18 protein-coding genes and 1 tRNA gene are annotated in these 19,313 nt (G+C 69.4%); 10 read left to right on the forward strand and 9 right to left on the reverse strand.

Annotation, left to right across the window (positions count from 1 at the left end):
* Window positions 1–2: 2 nt before the first annotated feature.
* Window positions 3–2,096, reverse strand: a complete 2,094-nt coding sequence (locus tag WPS_RS10855) for a hypothetical protein (protein ID WP_317994511.1) — start codon at window positions 2,094–2,096, stop codon at window positions 3–5.
* A gap of 50 nt (window positions 2,097–2,146) precedes the next feature.
* Here WPS_RS10855 and WPS_RS10860 point away from each other — a divergent pair, with 50 nt between their 5' ends.
* The 4 genes from WPS_RS10860 to WPS_RS10875 all read left to right on the forward strand — a co-directional run bounded on the left by WPS_RS10860 (window position 2,147) and on the right by WPS_RS10875 (window position 7,645).
* A complete protein-coding gene (locus tag WPS_RS10860) occupies window positions 2,147–3,682 on the forward strand; it encodes a sensor histidine kinase (protein ID WP_317994512.1) in 1,536 nt (511 codons plus the stop codon).
* A complete protein-coding gene (locus WPS_RS10865; RefSeq protein ID WP_317994513.1) occupies window positions 3,679–4,317 on the forward strand; it encodes a response regulator in 639 nt (212 codons plus the stop codon). Before WPS_RS10860 ends, WPS_RS10865 begins: the two co-directional genes overlap by 4 nt.
* 127 nt (window positions 4,318–4,444) lie before the next feature.
* The gene (locus tag WPS_RS10870) at window positions 4,445–5,170 is read left to right on the forward strand and encodes a TetR/AcrR family transcriptional regulator (protein WP_317994514.1); all 726 of its coding nucleotides are present in this window, start codon (window positions 4,445–4,447) and stop codon (window positions 5,168–5,170) included.
* A gap of 66 nt (window positions 5,171–5,236) precedes the next feature.
* A complete protein-coding gene (locus WPS_RS10875) occupies window positions 5,237–7,645 on the forward strand; it encodes a S9 family peptidase (protein WP_317994515.1) in 2,409 nt (802 codons plus the stop codon).
* On the opposite strand, the gene WPS_RS10880 is transcribed toward WPS_RS10875, so the two are convergent.
* A complete protein-coding gene (locus WPS_RS10880) occupies window positions 7,634–8,218 on the reverse strand; it encodes a GNAT family N-acetyltransferase (protein ID WP_317994516.1) in 585 nt (194 codons plus the stop codon). The two genes, WPS_RS10875 and WPS_RS10880, sit on opposite strands and share 12 nt — an antisense overlap.
* A 152-nt stretch (window positions 8,219–8,370) precedes the next feature.
* Here WPS_RS10880 and WPS_RS10885 point away from each other — a divergent pair, with 152 nt between their 5' ends.
* Window positions 8,371–8,643 carry a DUF3465 domain-containing protein gene (locus WPS_RS10885; protein WP_317994517.1) on the forward strand — a complete coding sequence of 91 codons (273 nt, stop codon included), beginning with the start codon at window positions 8,371–8,373 and terminating at the stop codon, window positions 8,641–8,643.
* A gap of 3 nt (window positions 8,644–8,646) precedes the next feature.
* On the opposite strand, the gene WPS_RS10890 is transcribed toward WPS_RS10885, so the two are convergent.
* From WPS_RS10890 to WPS_RS10900, 3 genes are read right to left on the reverse strand one after another with little or no spacing between them, the layout of a single operon-like run.
* Window positions 8,647–9,351 (reverse strand): polysaccharide deacetylase family protein, encoded by a 705-nt coding sequence (locus tag WPS_RS10890; RefSeq protein WP_317994518.1) that lies wholly within the window; start codon window positions 9,349–9,351, stop codon window positions 8,647–8,649.
* On the reverse strand, window positions 9,348–9,995 hold the full coding sequence (locus tag WPS_RS10895; protein WP_317994519.1) for a hypothetical protein: 648 nt from the start codon (window positions 9,993–9,995) through the stop codon (window positions 9,348–9,350). Before WPS_RS10895 ends, WPS_RS10890 begins: the two co-directional genes overlap by 4 nt.
* Window positions 9,996–10,010: 15 nt before the next feature.
* Window positions 10,011–10,448, reverse strand: coding sequence for a ribonuclease HI family protein (locus WPS_RS10900; protein ID WP_317994520.1), 438 nt, complete (start codon window positions 10,446–10,448; stop codon window positions 10,011–10,013).
* Between the two features lie 48 nt (window positions 10,449–10,496).
* On the opposite strand from WPS_RS10900, the gene WPS_RS10905 reads away from it, so the two are divergent.
* Window positions 10,497–10,573 (forward strand) — tRNA-Pro (locus tag WPS_RS10905).
* Here WPS_RS10905 and WPS_RS10910 read toward each other — a convergent pair.
* Both WPS_RS10910 and WPS_RS10915 read right to left on the reverse strand, forming a co-directional pair.
* A complete protein-coding gene (locus WPS_RS10910; protein ID WP_317994521.1) occupies window positions 10,552–11,088 on the reverse strand; it encodes a hypothetical protein in 537 nt (178 codons plus the stop codon). The genes WPS_RS10905 and WPS_RS10910 overlap by 22 nt on opposite strands.
* Before the next feature lie 281 nt (window positions 11,089–11,369).
* A complete protein-coding gene (locus WPS_RS10915) occupies window positions 11,370–11,684 on the reverse strand; it encodes an HU family DNA-binding protein (protein ID WP_317994522.1) in 315 nt (104 codons plus the stop codon).
* Window positions 11,685–11,852: 168 nt separating this feature from the next.
* Between WPS_RS10915 and hslO the strand changes: the two genes are divergently transcribed.
* Window positions 11,853–12,731 carry an Hsp33 family molecular chaperone HslO gene (hslO, locus tag WPS_RS10920; RefSeq protein ID WP_317994523.1) on the forward strand — a complete coding sequence of 293 codons (879 nt, stop codon included), beginning with the start codon at window positions 11,853–11,855 and terminating at the stop codon, window positions 12,729–12,731.
* A gap of 102 nt (window positions 12,732–12,833) precedes the next feature.
* Window positions 12,834–13,766 (forward strand): IS481 family transposase, encoded by a 933-nt coding sequence (locus tag WPS_RS10925; RefSeq protein ID WP_317997484.1) that lies wholly within the window; start codon window positions 12,834–12,836, stop codon window positions 13,764–13,766.
* Between the two features lie 26 nt (window positions 13,767–13,792).
* On the opposite strand, the gene WPS_RS10930 is transcribed toward WPS_RS10925, so the two are convergent.
* A complete protein-coding gene (locus tag WPS_RS10930) occupies window positions 13,793–14,059 on the reverse strand; it encodes a hypothetical protein (protein ID WP_317994524.1) in 267 nt (88 codons plus the stop codon).
* A gap of 207 nt (window positions 14,060–14,266) precedes the next feature.
* Here WPS_RS10930 and WPS_RS10935 point away from each other — a divergent pair, with 207 nt between their 5' ends.
* A complete protein-coding gene (locus WPS_RS10935) occupies window positions 14,267–15,577 on the forward strand; it encodes a flavin monoamine oxidase family protein (RefSeq protein WP_317994525.1) in 1,311 nt (436 codons plus the stop codon).
* Here the strand turns inward: WPS_RS10935 and WPS_RS10940 are convergent.
* Window positions 15,574–15,927, reverse strand: a complete 354-nt coding sequence (locus tag WPS_RS10940) for a DoxX family protein (RefSeq protein ID WP_317994526.1) — start codon at window positions 15,925–15,927, stop codon at window positions 15,574–15,576. The genes WPS_RS10935 and WPS_RS10940 overlap by 4 nt on opposite strands.
* A gap of 56 nt (window positions 15,928–15,983) precedes the next feature.
* On the opposite strand from WPS_RS10940, the gene WPS_RS10945 reads away from it, so the two are divergent.
* Window positions 15,984–19,307, forward strand: coding sequence for a phospholipid carrier-dependent glycosyltransferase (locus WPS_RS10945; protein WP_317994527.1), 3,324 nt, complete (start codon window positions 15,984–15,986; stop codon window positions 19,305–19,307).
* Window positions 19,308–19,313 lie beyond the last annotated feature (6 nt).

The following is a 19,313-nucleotide window of genomic DNA, read 5'->3' on the forward strand; positions in this document are numbered from 1 at the left end:
CGTCACTCACTGGGCTCCGACGTTACCGACGCAGCGCGCGGCGCAAGGACGAGCAGTTCCTTCGCGCCGGCCTTCAGGACGCGCGACGCGAACGACGCTTTCCCGCCGAAGAGCCGCCGCGGTCCGCGCGGCGACTCGACGGCGATCACGTCCTGCGGCTCGGCGATCGCGACGAGCCGCTGCGCCGCATCGTCGCCGCGATCGGAGAGGAACGAGCCGCGCGCTTTTCGCGCCGTGCGCGCAAGCGCGTCGACGACAGCGTGCGGCGCGTCGTCACCGGGCTTGAGAATCGTTACCACGCGCAGATCGACATCGAGCCGGCCCGCCAGCCGTCCCATCCGCTCGATCAGTGCGACGTCGCGCTCGCGCGGCAGCACGCCGACGACGATCCGCCCGAACGGACGCGCGTGACGACGCTGCAGGCGCGCGTGCAGAACCTCGCGGATCGCGAGCTCGCGCAGCGCGGCGAGATGCTCGGTCTTAAAAAAGTTGCTCAGCGCGGCGTCGATCCGCTCGCGCGGGTAGATCTTCCCCTCGCGAAGACGCTGGCGCAGCACGTCGGGCGCGACGTCGATGAAGATCAATTCGTCGGCGACTTCGAGGATCGCGTCGGGGACGGTCTCGCGCACGCGCGTCCCGGTAATCCGCTCTACCGCATCGCCGAGCCCTTCGAGGTGCTGGACGTTGAGCGTCGTCATCACCGAGATCCCCGCGCGCAGCACGTTGATCACGTCGTCGTAGCGTTTCGCGTAGGGGCTGCCGGCAGCGTTGGTATGCGCAAGCTCGTCGATCAGCGCGGTCTGCGGACGGCGCTGCAAGAGCGCCTCGCGATCGAGCTCGCCGTTGGGAAGCCGCGCAAGCCGCTCGAGCCCTTCGAGCTTCGCCGCCGTCTCGGCGCGGCCGTGCGTCTCGACCAGCGCGGCGACGACATCGACGCCTTCGTCGCGCAGCTGCTGCGCGCGGTCGAGCATCGCGTACGTCTTCCCGCTGCCGGCGACCGAACCGAGGAAGATGATCAATTTGCCGTAGCCGAGCTTCATCCGGTCGCCTACGACGTGGCCGTAGGGATGGCGCGCGCCCTCCGGCGCCCGCACGATCGCCGGCCGGCTCGGATCGACGACGTAGATGTCGCGATCGACCGGTCGCATGAGAATCTTCGCCGCCAGCTCGCCGTTCGGAATCGCGATCAGCGCGGCGCGCACGGCGTCAAGTTCGCCGCGGTCCAGTTTCGCCGGCGGATCGACGCGCGACGCGTCGACTGCAAGCCGCGCGTCGAGATACGTCTCGGGATCGATCGCGCCCAGGCTCGTCGTCTCCAGCGCGAGATCGAGCGCGTCGGTCAGCCCCGCGAGCCGGCGCAGGTAGCGCTCGGCGTCGAAGCCCGGCGTGATCACCGCCAGCGCCGCCGAGGTGCGCGCGGGCGCAACGACCGGGATCGTGAGCCCGTCGATCGTGCGCAGCAGCAGCTCGCGGAGCAGTTCGAGGTTCTGCGGCTTGAACGCGCCGGCGTACGCACGCTCGATGTCTTCGGGTCGCACGATGCGCCCGTCGCGCAGGCGCGACTCCAAGATCGACGGCGAGACGTCGAGCGCGACGACGGTGTCCGCCGCTTTGAGAAACGACAGCGGGACCAGTTCGCGCACCGGAAAGCCGAGGATGCGCTCCGCGACGGGCGCGACCGTCTCAAGGTGCTGCACGTTGAACGCGCCGAGCACCGATTTCCCCGCGGCGCGCAGCGCGAGCGCGTCCTGCCAGCGCTTCACGTTGGGGGCGCCTTCGGGGTTGGCGTGCGCGAGCTCGTCGAGGACGATCGTCTCGAAGTCGCTGCGCAGCGCGGTCTCGAGGTCGAAATCCTCGAACGCGCCGAAGCGGCGCGGCGGAATCACTGGAAGCCGTGCCGCGAGCGCGTCGAGGTCGGGACGGTCTTTCGTCTCGATCCAGCCGATCGCGACGCGGCGCCGCGCCTGCTGCTGACCGATCGCATCGGTCAGCAAACGATGCGTCTTACCTGCGCCCGGCGTGCTACCGAGGTAGATCGTGAGCCTCGGGCCCAGCCCGAGCTCCGTGAGCAGCGATTGCGGGCTCGGCCGTTCCACGCCGCGGACTTCGGCGCAGGGCGGTGACGTCCGCTGCGGAAGGCACGGCCGTGCGCGCGCGATGGATTCCAATCCTCTCGTTCGCGATGCTGGCGGTCGCCTTCGTCATCGACGTCAAGACCCCGCAGACGCTGGTTGTCGCGATCCTGCTCGACGTCCCGATCGTGCTCTCGGCGTTCGCCGGCAGCCGCAGTCTTACGGCGTGGCTCGTGATTGCGGCGCTTGCCGCGAACGGTGTCGCCGGATACCTCAACGGCGTCGCCGCCGGAGGGTGGGACGCGATCGGCGTTGCGGACCGCGCCCTCGCCGCGCTCTCGATCGCGCTGGTCGGCTGGCTCGGCACGACGCTCCAGGAACGCGCTCGCACCTTCGGCCGGCTCGCCGCGCAGGAATCGCGCGCACGGCGCGAAGCGCAGCTCGCGGTCGCCGTCGACCGCATCCGCGCGTCGCTCTCGTACGAGATCGTTCTGCGCGCGATCGTCCGCGAGGCACCGGCGCTCTTCAACGCGCCCGACGCCCGCTGGATCCCCGAAGATCGCGGTGAAGGGATGCTGACGGCGACGCGCGACCGCGACGAGGTCGCCCTCAGCGCCTACGCGGTGAGACCGGAGATCACCTCGATCGCGCGTCGCGCGTTCGACGACGACGACGTCGTCGAGCTGCGAGCGGACGATCCGCTCGGGGGCATGGTGCTCGACGGCATCGGCGCACGCGCGGCGCTCGCGCTGCCGTACAGCGATCGCGGCGAGCCGCTCGGGACGCTGCTGCTGGGTTTCGCCGCACCGGCCGACATCGACGAGATCGCACGCGCGCTGGCCCGCGCCTACGCGCGCAGCGGAAGCGCGGCGCTCGCGCAGACGCGTTTGTTTGCGCAGCTTGCCGAGCGCAACGACGCGCTCGCCGAACGCGGCGGGGTGATCCGCGATCTCGTCTACGCGCTCTCACACGATCTGCGCACGCCGCTCGCCGCGCTCGGACTCACGTTCCGGCAAGCGAAAGACGGACTGTACGGACCGATGCCCGGCGCCTATCTCGAGATCGTCGACCGCAGCATCGTCGCCACCGACGAACTGCAGCGGCTCGCGGAGACGCTGCTGCTCGTCGCGCGCTTCGAGTCGGGCGAACGCCGCCCGCGCCGGGAACCGGTCGACGTCGATCTACTGCTTGCCGAGGTGGTCGGCGAACTCGAGCCGATCGCCGCAGCGCGTCACGTCGATCTGCAGGTCGGCGACGTCTGCGGTTCGCGAATCGAAGGCGACCGCGGCGATTTGCGCCGGGCATTGACCAACCTGGTCGCCAACGCCCTCGAACACACGCCGGCCGGCGGGACCGTGAACGTCGCCGCGCACCGCAACGGCGAGGGAATTGCGATCGACGTCGTCGACGACGGGCCCGGCGTCGCGCCCGCGGCGCGCGCAACGCTGTTCGAACGCTTCGCGGGCGGCGAAGGCCGGCGCGGCGCGGGTTCTGGCCTCGGCCTCTACATCGTGCGCCGCGTCGCCGAAGAGACGGGCGGCACCGCGCGCTACGCGCCGCGCGCGCCGCACGGCAGCATCTTCTCGATCGTCGTTCCGGTGCGAGGATGAGCGAGACGATTCGCGCGGTGCTCGTCGAGGACCACGCGCTCACGCGCGCGGGCATGCGCGCCGCGCTGACGGCGAACGGCGTCGACGTCGTCGCCGAAACCGCCGACGGCGTCTCGGGCGAGGCGGCGATCGTGCGCGAACGTCCCGATGTCGCCGTCGTCGACATCGGCCTGCCCGGGATGGACGGGATCGCAGTGACGCGCGCCGTGAAGGCGGCCGGGATCGGCGTGCGCGTCGTCGTCGTGACGATGCACGAACTCGACGAGGAAGTGCTCGCGGCGCTCGCCGCCGGCGCCGATGCGTACTGCGTGAAATCGTCGGACACGTCGATCGTCATCGACGCGGTACGCACCGTCGCGGCCGGCGGTGCCTACTTCGATCCGCGCATCGCGCACGTCGTGCTGCGCCGCTTCAATGCGGCAGCGTCGCCGCAGGCACCCTCCCCGCTGACGCCGCGCGAACTCGACGTCCTGCGGCTGATCGCCGACGGCTTAGGCAACGTCGAGATCGCCGAACAGCTTCACCTAGGGCTCGGAACCGTGAAGGGCCACGTCCGCGACATCCTCGAGAAACTCTCCGCCTCGGACCGTGCGCACGCCGCCGTCACCGCGTTTCGGCGTGGGCTTCTGTCCTAGTCCGCCGCCGGACGGCCCGGCCTCGGGCACGACCACGCAGGCTCCCTCGAAGTTCATGGCAGAGTAAGCAGGGACGCGACAGCCGCATGTAAATCTTCTTTTCGTACCGGGAGAAAGGACGACTCGTTTGGCCTACGAGGTCATTAAACGCGTCAGCGGCCGCGCGTACCGGTACCGGGTCGAGAGCTTTCGAGACCCGGAGACTCGTCGCGTCCGCGGCCGGTGGACGTACTTGGGCAGGGTCGATCCGGCCGACGCCGGGTTACCCCCGCGACCGCCCAAACCGAGCTCGAAAGAACGCCTGCTTGAAGCCGTCGCGCGCCTGCTGACCCAGCACGACGCCGAATCGCTTTCCGCGGGGTCGATCGCACGCGAGGCGGGCGTCGCTTACGGCACGTTTTACCGCTACTTCCGCGACCGCGCGCACGCCGTGCGCGAGACGCTGCTGCGCCACGGTCCCGCGCTCGGCGACGTCGCGGAGCGCTTCGCGCTGCCCGTCGGGACGCGCGGCGACGAACGCGGCCGGATGGAGTCGTGGATTCGCGAGAACGTCGCGGCGGCGCTGCGCGACCGCGGACTCGTCCGCGCCTGGCACATCTACTCGAACTCCGACGACGACGTGCTCGCGGCGCGGCGCACCGCGATCGACGCCGCGCATGACGCGCTCACCGGGCACCTCGAACGCCTGCATGCCGCCGGGATCGCGACGATCGCATCACCCGGCTTCACCGCGTACGCGCTCGTCGCGCTCGTCGTCGCCATGGGCCGCGACTGCGCGATCGAAGGAACGTTTCCCATCGAAAAACTTGACGGACTCGTCGCGCTCGCAACCGACCTCACCGGCCTCGCATAACACTCCGTCACCCTGAGACCGCGTGACACGAGGACGCGGCGAACGGGCAGAGAACGCCGGGGCGCGATGCAGGCGTCCCGTTCCGTTCTCGTTGCGCTGCTGTGCGCCGCGTGCTCCGCGCCGTCGTTCGCCGACGCGACGCGCTACCGTACGCCGCCGCCGCCGATCGAGGCGGCGCTGCGCGCGCCGGCGATCCCCACCCTCACGGCGTCGCCGAATCGCGCCTGGATCGCGGAGCGCACGCCGCTGCGGTATCCGCCGGTCGCCGACCTCGCTCGGCCGATGCTCCGCCTCGCCGGTTTACGGATCGATCCGGCGACCAACGGAATCCACCACGCGTCTGCGTCGACGGCGCTCGCGTTCGTGCGCGTCGCCGACGGGAAGCACGTCGCCGTGGCGCTTCCGCCCGATGCACGCGTCACCGCGCTGGTCTTCTCGCCCGATGCGGCGCACTTCGCCTTCACCAACGCCACCGCGCGCGGGACCGAGCTGTGGCTCGGCACGACCGCGACCGGCGCAGCGCATCGCGTCGCGGGGCTCGCGGTCAACGACGTTTTCCCGAACGCGGTGACGTGGATGCCGGGCGGGACGAGCCTCCTGGTGCGCGCCGTCGACCGCACCGGACCGCCGCTGCAGCGCTCCGTCGCCGCGGGACCGGCGGTGCAGGAGACGGCCGGCGGCGCGGGGCCGATCGTCACGTACGAAGACCTGCTCGCCGACGCCGCCGACGAAGCGCTCTTCACGTACTACGCCGCCTCGCGCCTCGCGTTCGTCTCGGCCGACGGAACGCGCGTCGCGCGCACCGCGGCGCGCGGGATCTTCACCCGGTGCATCCCCTCCCCGCGCGACGGCGCGCTGGTGCTGACGACGCGCGTGCACGCGCCGTACTCGTACCTGTTCCCGTACCAGCGCTTTCCGCTCGCGACCGAGATCTACGACGTGCGGGGCTCGCGCGTCGCGACGATCGCCGATCGGCCGCTCGCGGATCGCGTCCCCGCCGACGGCGTTCCGGCCGGACCGCGCGACGCGATGTGGCTGTCGTCGTCCCGTGCAGAGGTCGCATGGATCGAAGCGCTCGACGGCGGCGATCCAAACGTGACCGCGGCGGAACGCGACCGCATCGTCGCGCGCGCCGCGACGGGCGGCGCACTGCACGAGCTGGCGCGCACCGCGCAGCGCGTCGCGCAGATCTCACCGCTGCACGCGGATTCACGTGTGCTCGTCGAAACCTACGATCCGCTGACCCGTACGAACGCGGTCGCCGCGATCGATACGCGCAGCCCGGGGTCGCCGCCGCGTGCGCTCTGGTCGCTGCGCGCCCGCGACGTATATCACGATCCCGGCGAGCCAATGACGATCGTCGAACCCAACGGCGCGAGCGCGGTGCTGCACGCCGGCGACGCGATCTACCTGCGCGGCGCGGGCTACGGTCCCGAGGGACAGCGGCCGTTTCTCGACCGCTACGATCTCGCGACCGGCACGACGACGCGGCTGTTTCGCTCGGAGCTCGCGCCGCTCGAATCGGTCGGCTGGATCCTCGACGACGGCGCGTCATCGCTGCTGACGATCCGGCAATTGCCGGCCGATCCGCCCAACGCCTACGTGCGCGCGCGCGCCGGGACGCTGCGCGCGCTCACTGCGTTCGGCGATCCGCAGCCGATGCTGCGGGGCGTCGGCCGCCGCGTCGTGACGTACAAGCGCGCCGACGGCGTCGACCTCTCGTTCACGCTCTACACGCCGCCCGGCTGGCACGAGGGGACGCGGCTCCCGGCGCTGTTGTGGGCGTATCCGCTCGAGTTCGTCGACCGCGGTACCGCGTCGCAGAACGTCAACTCGACGCAGACGTTCGTCAACGTTACCGCCGGTTCGCCCGTGTTCTTCGCGCTCGCGGGATACGCCGTGCTCGACAACGCATCGATGCCGATCGTCGGCGATCCCAAAACCGTCAACGACACCTACATCGACCAGCTCACCGCCGACGCGCAGGCGGTGGTCGACACGGCGGTCGGGATGGGCGTCGTCGATCGCGACCGCATCGCGGTCGCCGGCCACTCCTACGGGGCCTTCATGACCGCGAACCTGCTCGCGCATACGCGCCTGTTCCGCGCCGGGATCGCGTGCAGCGGCGCGTACAACCGCAGCCTCACGCCGTTCGGCTTTCAGAACGAGACGCGCACGTATTGGGAGGCAACGGATCTCTACACGGCGATGTCGCCGTTCACGTACGCGAACCAGCTCAAGGATCCGCTGCTGCTGATTCACGGCGAGGCCGACGACAACACGGGCACCTATCCGATCCAGTCGCAGCGGTTCTACGCGGCGATCAAGGGCAACGGCGGGACGGCGCGTCTGGTGATGCTGCCCTACGAGGCGCACGGATACACCGGCCGCGAGTCCGTCGAGACGGTGCTCGCCGAGATGCTCGACTGGCTCGACCGTTACGTCAAGCCGCCGAAGGCGGCGTCAGCGCGCTGAGCGGGTCGCCGAACGCTCGGCATGTTCGCGGCGCGCGCGATCCCAGCTCGCGCGCGTCACCGAGAACAGCAGCACGTCGACGTGCCGGCCGCGGATCACCGCGCCGCTCTTGAGCAGCCGCTCTTCGCGAAAGCCGTTGCGGTCGAGGACGCGGCGCGAGGCGCCGTTCTCGGGAACGATGCAGGCTTGGATCTCGTCGAGCTCGGCGGTCGCGAACGCTTCGTCGATCACCGCCTGCAGGGCTTCGCTCGCGTAGCCGTGCCCGCGCGCCTCGTAGACGAGGCTGTAGCCGACTTCGCCGACGCGCGGGGTGCGGTCGTTTACCCGCAGCGAGATCCAGCCGATCGGACGTTCCGGATCGCCGGCGCGCAACAGCCACTCGAAGCGTCCGGTCGCGTTGGGACGTAGCTGCCGCGGCCGCGAGCGGACCTGGCGTTCGAACTCCTCGGCCGGCACGCGCGGGATGTCCTGGAACTTGCGCAGGTCGGGGGCGTTGAGCACTTCCCACAGGTCGCGGGCGTTGTTCGGGCCGACGGGGACCAGCACGACACGCCCCGTGCGCACCGCTCTCATCGCGCGTCCGCCCCCGCGCATGCTGCCGTGCCGGCTGTGCCGGCTCGCATCTCCCTCACGCCCGTCTCGCCTACGGCACCCCCTTGCCGCGCGCCTTCCGCCGAGGGAGACGCAGGCCGGAGGTGTCGATGGAAGTTACGTACGCGGGAACCGTGCTCACGCTGCCCCGCTTCTTTCACGGAAAGCACTCGCGCTACGAGCACGAACAGTTCGACTGCCGCGACGCGCGCGGCGCGACGTTCCGCGTGATCGACAACGTGACGATCGGGCCGCGCATCCCGGTCCGTCCCGGCGACCACGTGACGGTCAAGGGCGAACTGGTGCACGATCGCGGTGCGCCGCCGATCGTGCACTTCACGCATCACGACCCGTGGAAGACCCACGAGGACGGCTTCGTGCGGCTCGATGGACGCACGTACGCGTGACGTTCAGCGGCCGCCCTCGCCGCGCAGCAGCGATGCGAGCGTCACCATCCGCACGCCGCGCGCGCGCAGCGCGCGGATGAGCGCGGGCGCCTCGGCGGCCTGGTACGCGAGCTCGCCCGCGTCGCCGCGCCCGCGATCGCCGTCGTGCAGCAGCACGATCGCGCCCGGCCGCACCCGCGCCGCGAGCGCCGCGGGATCGCGGTCGTCGGCCGCGTTCCAAAGGACGACCTGCAAACCGTGGCGGCGCGCCGCATCGATCACGACCGCGTTGCGCGCGCCGAACGGCGGACGCAGATAACGCGGCGCCGGCGCCCCGGCGGCGACGATCGCGGCGTCCGTGCGCGCGAGCTCGGCGTCGATCCGTGCCGGGAGCATCGCGTTGAGGTGCGCGTGGGTCTCGGAGTGGTTTTCGATCTCGTCGCCGTCGCGCACCATCCGCGCGAGCAGGTCGGGCGCGCGGCGCGCGGCGCGCCCGACGACGAAGAACGTCGCGGGGACGCGTTCGCGTTCGAGCACGCCGAGCAGCGCGTCGGTGACGCCGCGGGTCGGACCGTCGTCGAAGGTCAGGGCGACCGCATTCGTCGCGGCGCCGCCGTGCGCGATCACCGGCGCGAACGCGGCGCTCTCGGGCCGCTCGACGAGTTCGTAGAGCGCGAAGAATCCTGCACCTAGGATCGCGACGGCGGCGAGCGCGCGCGGCGCGTTCACGATTTGAGGAGTTTCTCCCGCGCCGCGGCGACCGTCTTGCGGAATCCCGGCGGGCCGAACGACGCGAAGTCGTCGACGATCTTCTGATAGCGCCCGTCGGCCGTCGCGGTCGATTTGAGCGTGAGCAGATCGGGGACGGGCTTCGCCGGATCGAGATGGATGTTGTATTCGCGCCCCGCGCTCGTCGCGAGATAATGCGGGTCGGAGAACGTGAAGCGGTGCTTGCCGCTGCGGTCGCCGGCGGTCTGCGCGATCGAGACGGTGTAGACGTTGTCGGTGTTGCCGCGCAGCGGGCGCGAACGCAGTTCCCACACGCCGTCGCGCACCAGCGCCTCGAACGCGAACGTGACGTCGTAGCCGTGAATCGGGTAGGTGAACTTCGCGACGCGCGAGCCGGCGCGGTTCGTCGCTTCGTACTGCGCCGTCGACGCACCGTCGAGATTCGAGAGGCGCCATTCCTCGCGGGCGATCGGGCCCTTGGCGTGTGTGACCGCTTGGGCGACGCGAATCTCGGAGCGCTGCAGGCGCACCTGGTCGACCGAGGCATAGCGCTTGTTTGCGGTCGGCCAGAAGATCAGCGCGGCGCCCGCCAGCGCCAGCACGGCGATGACGGCGATGAGCAGAGCGGTCGGGAAGCGGCGCATCACGGGTCAGAACCGTCAGCGGGACGGCGAGGTGTCACGCTGCGCGTCGAGCACCTGGTTCACCACCGCGTCGGCGGCCGCGTTCGCCTTGCGCGGGACGTGCCGCACGTCGACGTGCGCGAACTTGCGCAGCAGCGTCTTCGCTTCCGCGTGCAGCGGGATCAAGCCGGGATGCTTGACACGGTACGCTCCGGAGAGCTGCTTGACGACCAGTTCGCTGTCCATCCGGATCGCGATGTCGTCGACGCCACGTGTGAGCGCCGCCTTGAGTCCTTCGAGAAGGGCCGTCCACTCGGCAACGTTGTTCGTCGCGATCCCGAGGTAGGTGCCGATCGTCTCGACCACCGCGCCGTGCTCGTCGAAGAGCACCGCTCCGGAGGCGGCGGGACCGGGGTTTCCCCGCGAGCCCCCGTCGGCAAACAACGTCGCTTTCACGGCCTCCTGTATGCACACAGGAGGGCTCCAACGCCTTTTCCGGTAAAAATGCCGTCACCCTCACGTCGGGCAGTAGCGCAGCTTGGTAGCGCATCAGTCTGGGGGACTGGGGGTCGCAGGTTCAAATCCTGTCTGCCCGACCATCCGCCGCCGAAAGGCGAAAAAAACCCCGCGACAACCGCGGGGTTTTTTCGTGCGTTCGCGTCGCCGCGCGCATCAGCCGCCGTGACCATGCGGCGTCGGCGTCGGCGTCGGCGTCGGCGTCGGTGTCGGCGTAGCCGTGCGTCGCGGTGTAGGAGTCGGTGCGGGAGTGGGCGTCGCGGTCGGTCGCGACGTCGGAGTCGCCGACGATGTAGGAGTCGCGGTCGGCGTGGGCGAGGCGGTCGCAGTGGGACTCGGTGACGGCGTCGGCGTCGGCGGCGCGCTGGGAGTCGGCGTCACGACCGGCGTCGGGGTCGGCGTCACGACCGGCGTCGGGGTCGGCGTCGCGCCCGGGGTCGGCGTCACGACCGGCGTCGGGGTCGGTGTCGCGCTCGCGGCCGGTGTCGACGTGGCCGTAGCGACGGGAATGGGGCTCGGCGTCGCGGTTGCCGCGGGCGGAACGATGTTCGGATGCGACGGTCCTTCGGTTCCCTGACCGAATCCGGCTCCGGCGCACGACGAGAACGCGACAACGCAGCAGATCAGACAGAACAACGTTTGCAGACGCACACCGAGCGACATCCGGCGAGCCTCTTCATCAGCGAAGGAAGGGGGAAAGCGATCCGTCGCTTTGCACAGGGTTCGTCATCCGTGCCGTCCGCCGCACGAACGACGAGACATCGTTCGTACACCGGCCGCGCCGTATTCCCCTACGCGATCGTTCTGCATGCGGAAAAACACAACGGACCTTCGTTTCCGAAAGCCCGTCGTCGTTCATCGCTCACCCGTTGCGGTGAGTTACTTCTTCTTGCCTGCGGCTTTCTTTGCACCGCGCTTGGGTCCGCCGATCGCATCTTTGAGGCCCTTGCCGGGAGCGAAGGCGGGGACGCGGCGCGCCGCGATCTTGAGCGTTTCGCCGGTTTGCGGATTGCGGCCGGTGCGCGCTTTGCGTTCGCGCACCACGAAGCTGCCGAACGGGATCAGTTGCACTTTGTCGCCCGATTTGAGCGCCGCGGTGATCTCATCGAGGATCAGGTCGACGATTTCTCCGGCCTGCCGCTTCGAGAGCTCGTGCTCGTTGGCCAGGGAGTCGACGATATCGGCTTTGGTCACTCTTTTTATGCACCTCTGGGAACGTCGTAGCGAAACGGCTCCGAAAGCTCCGCGGCGCCGCTCGATTGGATGTCAGGGAGTACGCTCGCACGCCGCGCCCTCCTTCTGCCGAAGCGTGGAAAAACCGCGCCGCAACGGGAAAAAGCCGCGAGCGGTTATCAAGGGAACATGGACCGCATCGTCACCGCCTCCGCCGCGCGCGGCACCGTCTCCCTCGTGGCCGGGATCACTACGCACCTCGTTCGCGACGCACGCGAGCGTCACGACCTCGCGCCGACCGCCAGCGCCGCGGTCGGCCGCCTGCTCACGGCCGCTGCGCTCCTGGGCACGTCGCTCAAGGGGCGCGAACGCCTCACGTTGCAGATCGCCGGAGACGGCCCGCTCGGCAAGGTGACGGCCGATGCGTGGAGCACCGGCACGCATGCCGTCGGCGCGCGCGCCTACGCGCGCAATCCCTCCGCAGACGTCCCGCTCAACGGTCGCGGGAAATTCGACGTTGCGCGCGTCGTCGGCGGCGGCAGCCTGCAGGTGACGAAGAATTACGAAGTGGGACACCCGTACAACGGGATCGTTCCGCTCGTCTCCGGCGAGATCGGCGACGACGTCGCCGCCTATCTCGCGAATTCGGAGCAGATCCCGAGCATCGTCGCGGTCGGCGTCCTCGCCGATCCGCGCGGGATCCGCGCCGCCGGCGGCGTGATCGCGCAGGTGATGCCGGGCGCCGACGAGAGCACGATCGCGACGCTGGAACGCGCGTCCCAAGCGATGGCGCCGGTCACCACGCAGATCGTCGACGGTGCCGATCCGGCGGCGCTCATCGACGCCGTCGCCGGATCGCTCGAAGTCAAGCTGTTCGATACCTACGACGTCCGTTTCGATTGCCGCTGCACGCGCGAGAAAGTCGAGATCGTGCTGCTGGGGCTGGGGAAAGACGAACTCGCGAAGCTCGCGAGCGAGCAGCCCGAAACCGAAGCGACGTGCGACTTCTGCGGCGAACGCTACGTGCTCTCGGCCGACGACGTGCGCGCGCTCTCCGCGCGCGCCTGACGCGCCGCGCTAGCTGTAGAGACCACGCGCATCGTTGACAGGGACTGACCCCGAAGAGGTGGGTGTTCGACGCCTACTTCTCCGGAGGTCAGCCCTGTGATTATGCACCCTCAGGCCCGCACGACGCCCCTTATCCGGCGGGAAATTGTCGCTTTGGTTCAGGCCGGTGAGGCCGTTGCCGCGGTGGCTCGGCGCTTCAAGATCAGCCGGCCGACGGTGTACAAGTGGCTTGCCCGCTTTGCGCAGGCCGGAGAGTCTGGTCTGCGCGATCGGCGACCCGTTGCAATTCGCTTTCCGACGCGCGTCCGAAAGGCGGTTGAACGGCAGATCGACCGGCTTCGCCGCACTCGCCGGCTACTCGGTTGGCAAATCGCCGAAGCACTGTCGATGGCGCGCTCGACGGTCATCAAGGTACTCAAGCGGCTCAACATCGCGCGTCTGCGCGACCTCGAGCCGGCCCGCTTTACGCAGCGTTATGAGTATCGCCGACCCGGCGAGCTCGTTCACATTGACATCAAGAAGATCGCACGATTTGAGCGCGTGGGGCACCGCATCCACGGCGATCGCACGAAGTGCTCCAGGCACGTCGGCTACGACGTCATCTTTGTCGCGGTCGACGATGCCAGCCGCCGGACTGAAACACGCGTATACACGCGGGAAGACGCGACCTCGGCCGCAGACTTCTTGCGGCGGCTCGCGATTCTTTACGCTCGTCGCGGCGTGCGAATCGAACGAGTCATGACTGACAACGGCAAAGTGTTCAGCTCGAACGCGTTCGAGTCAATGATGAGGTCGATCGGTGCGCGACACATTTTCACGCCGCCCTACACGCCGCGTTGGAACGGCAAAGCGGAGCGCTTCATCCAGACCATGCTGCGCGAGTGGGCGTACGCGGTCGCTTATCGCACCAGCGACGAGCGCCGAGACGCCCTCCCGGCGTGGCTCCGGTACTACAACGAGGACCGCCGGCACACGGCCATCAACTACGAGACCCCCGCCTCACGTTGGGCCGCGGCCCGTAAACGAGGCGCGTAGTCTCGACAGCTAGCGCGCCGTGATCGTCAGTCGAGGTCCGCTTCGAGCGCTTCCGCGGTGCGTTGCATGACCTTCGCCAGCAGCGCGATCGCGCCGGCGCGATTCGTGTTGAGCAGCATGTACTGCATCCGGTCGTTCGGGTGCAGGACGACGAAAACGCCTTTGCTTCCTTGCGTGATCGATTTCAGAATGCGATCGATGAAGGCCCGGTCCTCATCGTCGAGCTGAATCGCGCCGCCCTCTTCTTTCAAGAGGTCGCGGAGGAAGGTGTCGAGATTATCGGGGACGTCCATGTGTACGATAAACACCCTCGTAGTGAACGAGAAGACTCGCTGATTTCATGTATCGGTCGCCGGGTCTGAAAGTGAAGCGCAAACGTCAAGGATCCGTGAAGTTCCGGCACGGGATCCACGCCGGATGAACGCTCCGGGCGGCCGCCGAGGTTCCGGCGCCGGCCGCCGCGCGCAGGGAACGCCGCTCGGCGCGCGGAGAACGCGCCGATGAACGAAGCAGCGGCCGACGTCGCCGTAATCGGAGCGGGCGCCGCCGGACTCGCCGCCGCGCACATCTTGTGCCGGGAAGGACTGCGGGTCGAAGTACTGGAGGCGCGCGAGCGAATCGGCGGTCGCCTGCTTCCCGTCGGCGATCCCGTCTTGCCGGTCGCCGTCGATCTGGGCGGCGAGTTCATCCACGGCAGCGCGCCCGAGACGTTCGCCCTCCTGCGCGAAGCCGGAACGGTCGCCGTCGACACCGTGCCGTCGGCACTCGCGTTCGTCGACGGCGAACTGCGCGAGCGCGACGATCCGTTCGACCGCACCGCGCACGTCCTCGCACGCGCGGCGATGCTGCGCGAGGACGTTCCGGTCGCGACGTTCGCGCGCGACCTCGACGCCGACATCCGGCGCGACCTGCTAATGATGGTGCGCGGGTTCGATGCCGCCGATCCGGCGCGCGCAAGCACGCTCGCGCTCGCCGCGGAGTGGAGCGACGACGTGAACGGGCAGACCGCGCGTCAATTCCGCCCGCTCGGCGGCTACGCGTGCGTCCTGCGCGCGATGCACGATCGGCTCGATCCGGCGTGCGTGCGCGTGCGTCTGGGCGCGCCCGTGCGCTCGATCGCGCGTGATGCCGGCGGCGTGACGGTCGCGCTGAACGGATCGGGCGGCGAGGCGGCCCTGCGCGTGCGCGCGGCGGTCGTCACCGTTCCGATCGGCGTCCTGCAGTCCGGCGGCCTGCAGTTCCAACCGCCGCTCCCCGCCGCGACGCAGGACGCGCTTGGACGGCTGGTCATGGGGCCGGTCGTGAAGCTCGCGCTGCGTTTCCGGACCGCGTTCTGGGAACGCTCCGGCGACGGCCGCGCGCGCGACATCGCGTTCTTTCAGCGCGCGGGCGCACACTTTCCGACGTTCTGGACGCTGCTCCCGTTGCGCGCGCCGATCCTGATCGCGTGGGCCGGCGGCCCCGACGCCGACGCGCTGGCCGCGTACGACGCCGGCGCGCGCGTGCGCCTCGCGCTCGACGACCTGCGCACGCTCTTCGGTCCCGGCTGCGACCCGCACGGCGAACTCGAGGCGGCCTATCAGCACGACTGGCAGTCCGATCCGTACGCGCGCGGCGCGTACAGCTATCTCGCGAGCGGCGGGATGGGCGCGCGCGAAACGTTGGCGCGGCCGATCGACGCGACGCTCTTCTTTGCGGGCGAAGCGACGGCCGAAGCGAGCGAAGCCGGAACGGTCGCCGGCGCTCTGCGCAGCGGCGAACGTGCGGCACGCGAGGCGATCGCCGCGCTGCGGATCCGGCGCGCCTCCTAGCCGCGCACCGCCCAGAGCACCCACGCGATCAGCGGCACTTGCAGCGGAACGCGCGCCCACAACGCCCAAGCGGGGGCGAGCTTCGCGTAGCGCTCGGCGTCGAGGGCCATCTGCACGTTCGCTGGCCACACGGCGAGGAGGAGCACGACCAGTCCCCAAGCCGCCGGGACGCGGGTTGCCGGAATCAGCAGACCGACGCCGCCGGCGAACTCCGCCGCGCCGCTGAGGACAACCACCTCGTGCGCGTGACCGACCCAAGCGGGGACGATCCGCTCGTACATCTGCGGACGGGCGAAGTGCAGCAGCCCAGCGGCGATGAACAGCAGTCCGGGGGCGAGGACGCGCGTCATGGTCGAGCGTGTTGCACGCATGTTCCGGCCCCACCCGCCCCGAACCCGACCATCCGATGACCGCAGCGACCGCACGCGCCGTGGAACGGCAGGCCTTCAACGTCCCGCTGTTCTCGATCCTCGGAATCGGACTGGTCCTGCGGCTCCTCTTCATCGGCAGCGACGGCTTTCACAACGACGTCGCTGCGTTCGAGTCATGGACCGTCACCCTGCGCGACAACCCGCCGTGGGCGTTTTACGCGAAGTCGGGCTTCGCCGATTATCCGCCCGGCTATTTCGTGGTGCTGTGGGTGCTCGCGAAGTGCTACGCCGCGCTCTCGGCGCTCGGCGGCAACGATGCGGCGCACGGCTACGGCCTGCTCAAGACGATGATCAAGCTGCCGGCGATCACGATGGATCTCGTCGACGCCGGCGTCGTCTACGCGATCGTGCGGCGCTACGCCGCGCCGCAGATCGCGCTGATCGGGACGGCGCTGCTGGCGTTCAACCCGGCGGCGATCTACGTCTCGTCGTACTGGGGTCAAGTCGACTCGATCTCGTGGGGACTCGTCTTGATCGGCGTCTGGTGCCTGCTGCGCGCCGGCGACGACCCGGCGAAGACGACGGCACGGATCGCGTGGGCGTGGGCGGCGCTCGCATTCTCGGTGCTGATCAAACCGCAGGGCGCGACGATCGGCCTGCTGTTTCTCGCCTATCCCTTCGCCACCGCCGACGCCGTGGTGCGCGCGCAACGCCTGCGCGGAACGGCCGCGGGGATCGGAGCCGCGCTGGCCTTGGCCGTCTTCGCCGGACTGGTCTTCCATCCGAATGCGGACGTGCTGCGCTGGCTCTTCGAGCGCTACCGTTTCGGCAGCAACGTCTATCCGTACACGAGCGTCAACGCGTTCAACCTTTACGCGGTTGCGCACAACTTCTGGCAGCCCGACGACGCGCCGCTGCAGCTCGGCTCGCTGAGCCTCGGTGCGCTCTCGGTCTGGGGCGTCGCGCTCGTCGCCGGGGCGACGATGCTCGTCACGGGACGCTATCTTCAGCGGCGCGACGACCGCGCGCTGATCGAGGGCGCGCTGCTGTGCGCGCTTGCCTTCTTCGTCCTCGCGACGCGGATGCACGAACGCTACGTCTACGGCGCGTTTCTGCTCACGATGCCGCTGGTCGCCTTCGGCCGTACCGGCTGGATCGCGTCGATCACGCTCACCGTCACGATGTATCTCAACCTCGCGTACTCGCTGGCGTATCAGACCGTGATGGAGCAGCACACGCAGGGCGTCGACGCGACGAACCTGTGGGGCGCGGGCGCCCATCTTTTGTCGCTTGCGAACGTCGTGCTCTTCTTCTGGCTGGGCTATCGCTATCTCGGCAGCGCCGAGCAGCGCGCCGTACCGATCCCCGCCGCCGCGCCGGTGCCCGCCGGCGCCGAAGCCGGCGACGCTTGGCTGCGCCGGCTCGTCGCCTCGGGACGTGCCTGGTTCAGCCCGCGCGAGGGGATCGCGTCGTTGACGCGGACGGACTGGCTCGCAATCGCTGCGTTCGTCGCGGTCGCGTTCGCGATCGCGATCGTCAACTACGGCTGGCCGCCGGAGCGGATCTTCGATGAGATCTACTTCGCGCGCGCGGGCGAAGAGTATCTGCGCGGGATCAACCAGTTCGAGTGGACGCATCCGCCGTTCACCAAACTCGTCATCGCGCTCTCGATGCTGCTCTTCGGCGGCCTGCACGGCCTGGGAAACACCGCATTCGGCTGGCGTTTCCTCAACATCGTGATCGGTGCCGTCGAAGTCGGCGTCGTCTACGCGTTCGCGAAACGCCTGACGGCGTCGACGGTCTTCGCCGCGCTCGCCGCGCTGATGCTGACGTTCGACGGTTTCCACTTCGTCGAGTCGCGGATCGCGACCGGCGAGATCACGATCTCGACGCTGATCGTTTTCTCGCTCTACGCGTTCTACCGCTGGTGGCTGGCATCGCAGGTGCGCGTCGTGACGTTGCGCCGCGCGACGGCGGCGCCGCGGGCGTGGATGACCGCGCGGTTCGGTCTCCCGCTGATCGCAACGCTCGTCCTGGGGATCCCGGTCGCCTTCGGTTTCTCGCTGCTGGTGAATCTTACGCCGGCGCAACACAATGCGGAGATCGCCAACGGGATCGGCCAGGCGACCGCATCGTGGACGAACGACAACTGGGCCGGCAACTTTTCCGGCCCCACGCAGTGGATCGTCGCGCACCTCGGCTCCTACGAGGTCGCAATCCTCTACGCGATGCTCGGCGTCTACCTCGTCGGGCGCACGATCGTCCCGCGCTTCCTCGCCCGCGCCGGCGCGCGCGCGGCGTACGCCGACGGTACCGTCGTGACGCTGACTGGCGGCGCGCCGCAGGTGACGATGCCGCCCGCGGCCTTCGATCCGCCCGAACTCCAGGTGCGCGCGGCGAAGAGCGGCGCGCTCGAGTACGCGACGCCCGACGGCAGCGCGACGTTCTCACCCGACGGCGTGATGACCGTCGACGGCGAGCGCCGCAGCGATCCGCGCGCGGCGACGACGTGGCTCATCGTCCTGCTCGGCGGGCTCGGCTTGCTCGCCTCGAGCAAATGGAACGGGATCTACGACTTCTTCGTCGTCGTCTCGGTAATCGTGCTGGTCGCGCTGCAGCGCTTTCTGCCGGCGCGCGCGCTCTACGGCAACCCGCGCGGCTGGAGTCCAGACGTCGCGATCGCGCTGATCCTCTTCAGCGCAGGCGCGATCTACACGCTCTCCTATCTGCCGTTCTTCCTGCTCGGTCACGGCTTCCCCGACATGTACCAACTGCAATGGCAGATGCTGTGGTACCACTCGCACGGCGTCGCCAACGCGACGCATCCGTACGAGTCGAAATGGTGGCAGTGGCCGATCATGCAGGCGCCGATCTCTTACTATTATAAGGATTTCCGCACCGGCGTCGCGCTGCAGAACGGCGCCGCCTGCTGCGTCGCCGAGATCCTCGCGCTGCCGAACCCGCTGGTCTTCCTGCTCGGGTTGATCTCGGTTCCCTACGTCGCGTATCTCGCGTGGAAAGAGCGCCACAAAGGCTACGCGCTGCTGGTCGTTGCGTACCTCATGCAATGGCTGCCGTGGACGCGCGCGCCGCGCCTGCTCTTCGAGTACCACTTCTTCCCGAACTTGGCGCTGATCGTGCTCTGCAACGCGATCGCGATCCAGCACGTGTACCGCCGCATCAAAGAATCAGACCGCCGCTGGTACCTCGGCGGCTACGCGGTCGCGGTCGTCCTGCTCTTCGCGTATTTCTATCCGATTCTCGCCGGCGTTCCCGTCAACTACGACCTCTGGTTCAGCCGCATGTGGCCCGACCGGCTCCACATCCCGCACACCAGCTGGATCGTCCCGCCCCACTAGCCCGTC

This window comes from Vulcanimicrobium alpinum (assembly GCF_027923555.1).
Classification (GTDB): domain Bacteria; phylum Vulcanimicrobiota; class Vulcanimicrobiia; order Vulcanimicrobiales; family Vulcanimicrobiaceae; genus Vulcanimicrobium; species Vulcanimicrobium alpinum.

Bases quoted from the DNA above. Each gene is read 5' to 3' on its own strand.
- WPS_RS10875 (WP_317994515.1), top strand. From the start codon at position 5,237: ATGCAGGCGTCCCGTTCCGTTCTCGTTGCGCTGCTGTGCGCCGCGTGC.
- WPS_RS10895 (WP_317994519.1), bottom strand. From the start codon at position 9,995: ATGCGCCGCTTCCCGACCGCTCTGCTCATCGCCGTCATCGCCGTGCTG.
- WPS_RS10935 (WP_317994525.1), top strand. From the start codon at position 14,267: ATGAACGAAGCAGCGGCCGACGTCGCCGTAATCGGAGCGGGCGCCGCC.
- WPS_RS10865 (WP_317994513.1), top strand. From the start codon at position 3,679: ATGAGCGAGACGATTCGCGCGGTGCTCGTCGAGGACCACGCGCTCACG.
- WPS_RS10940 (WP_317994526.1), bottom strand. From the start codon at position 15,927: ATGACGCGCGTCCTCGCCCCCGGACTGCTGTTCATCGCCGCTGGGCTG.
- WPS_RS10925 (WP_317997484.1), top strand. From the start codon at position 12,834: ATGCACCCTCAGGCCCGCACGACGCCCCTTATCCGGCGGGAAATTGTC.
- WPS_RS10880 (WP_317994516.1), bottom strand. From the start codon at position 8,218: ATGAGAGCGGTGCGCACGGGGCGTGTCGTGCTGGTCCCCGTCGGCCCG.
- hslO (WP_317994523.1), top strand. From the start codon at position 11,853: ATGGACCGCATCGTCACCGCCTCCGCCGCGCGCGGCACCGTCTCCCTC.
- WPS_RS10930 (WP_317994524.1), bottom strand. From the start codon at position 14,059: ATGGACGTCCCCGATAATCTCGACACCTTCCTCCGCGACCTCTTGAAA.
- WPS_RS10945 (WP_317994527.1), top strand. From the start codon at position 15,984: ATGACCGCAGCGACCGCACGCGCCGTGGAACGGCAGGCCTTCAACGTC.